This is a genomic window from Haloarcula sp. 1CSR25-25 (genome assembly GCF_032027985.1).
GTDB lineage: Archaea > Halobacteriota > Halobacteria > Halobacteriales > Haloarculaceae > Haloarcula.
Genome location: NZ_JAHYBW010000018.1, coordinates 1 through 1,561 on the forward strand (window position 1 = coordinate 1; position 1,561 = coordinate 1,561).

1 protein-coding gene is annotated in these 1,561 nt (G+C 58.0%); it reads right to left on the reverse strand.

Going from position 1 to position 1,561, the window contains the following annotated elements; genetic code table 11:
* Positions 1 to 16: 16 nt before the first annotated feature.
* Positions 17 to 1,258 (reverse strand): transposase, encoded by a 1,242-nt coding sequence (locus KZ498_RS24605; protein WP_312622358.1) that lies wholly within the window; start codon positions 1,256 to 1,258, stop codon positions 17 to 19.
* Positions 1,259 to 1,561: the final 303 nt, after the last annotated feature.

Below are 1,561 nucleotides of genomic sequence, written 5' to 3' on the forward strand. Positions count from 1 at the left end.
AGTGAACTACCCTACCCTACTCGCTCACGGCTTGCGCCGTTCGCTCCTTGAGGGTAGGGCTTCCTGCTTCCACGACGCGCTTTGCAGATACGGGTGTATCCACAGGGAGCGCAGTCTCCACAGGCGTTGATTCGGAGTGTCCCACTCCTACATCTTCGAGGCCACGAGAAAGAATGTTCCACGCCGCGTTCGCGTCCCTGTCGGCCTCAAACCCGCAGGCAGGACAGGAGTGTTCACGGACCCACAACGGCTTGTCCGTCGAAACGCCGCACGAAGCGCACTCCATGGTCGTCCCTCTCGGGTTGACCGTCACGAAGTGCGCTCCCTCCCGTTCGCACTTGTATTCGAGCAACGAGAGGAACGTTCTCCACGCCGCAGACGCCGTATTGCGGCTGTTCGACGGCGACTCCATCATCCCCTTCACGTTCAGGTCTTCGACCGCAACGAGATCGTACTTCCGAGCGTAGTACGCCGAGAGCTTGTGCAAGAAGTCGCGGCGCTTGCGTCGGAGGTCCGCGTGACACTCCGCGACTCGCCGTCGTTGCTTCTCGTAGTTGTTTGACCCGTGTTGCTTCCGCGAGAGTTTCCGTTGCTCGCGTTCCAACCGCTCACGTTCGTCGGAGAGGTTGAGCGACCCGACAGCCGTACCATCGGTGTCATGGGCGTACTTGAGTATCCCTACATCAATTCCGACGCACTTCTCAGGATTCTCGGGCAGTTTGGGTGGTTCGCGGTCCATTTCGACGCCGAATGTGGCGAACCACTCGCCTGTCGCCTCTTTTTTGACCGTGACCTGCTTGAGCGTGGCGTTGTCGGGGATGGCGCGGTGGAGCCGTATCGGTATATCCGCGAGTTTCGAGAGTGACAGGACAGTCTGACCGCCCTTCTTGTCGAGCTTGAAGCCAGACTGACTGTACGTGAAACTGCGGAACTCCCGTGGTGGCTTCCACTTGAGTTGACCGACGCCGTAGCCGTTCTCCTTGAGCTTGGAGAGGCCTTTGAGGTTATCGAACAGACGCTCCACGACGGTTTGGAGAACCTTCGAGTACACGGCAGAGAGGTCGTCCCACCACTCTTTGAGGTCGGGTAGTTCCGACCGTAGCGTGGTCATCGACGGTAGTTCGCCGTGTTCGTCTTGGTACTCGTTGAGGCGGTAGAGCGCGTGGTTGTAGAGTTGCCGACAAATATCTCGGTGGCGGTCCAACTCGGCGCGGTGGGGGTCGGACGGCTTGAGACGATACTTGTAGGCGTAGTACATCCGTTACTCTCGTTCCTCAATTAGTTCATCCAGTTGCTCACGGATGAACGACGAGAGGTTGAGGTGGTGGTCCTCTATCCACTCGTCTTGGTCCTCTCGGATGGTGATTGTTTTCCGCTTCACTGTTATGCACGCTATGCACGTTACACGTATAATATCTTCGGTGGCGTGGGCCTGTGGACTGGGCGTCGAACGTGTTTGAAAACTGTGCGGAGCTGTATCCCCTCCCTACTGCGCTACTCACTCGCTTCGCTCGTTGCGTTGCTCCTTGAGGAAGGGGGCTTAGCGCCTCAATCCAGCTAA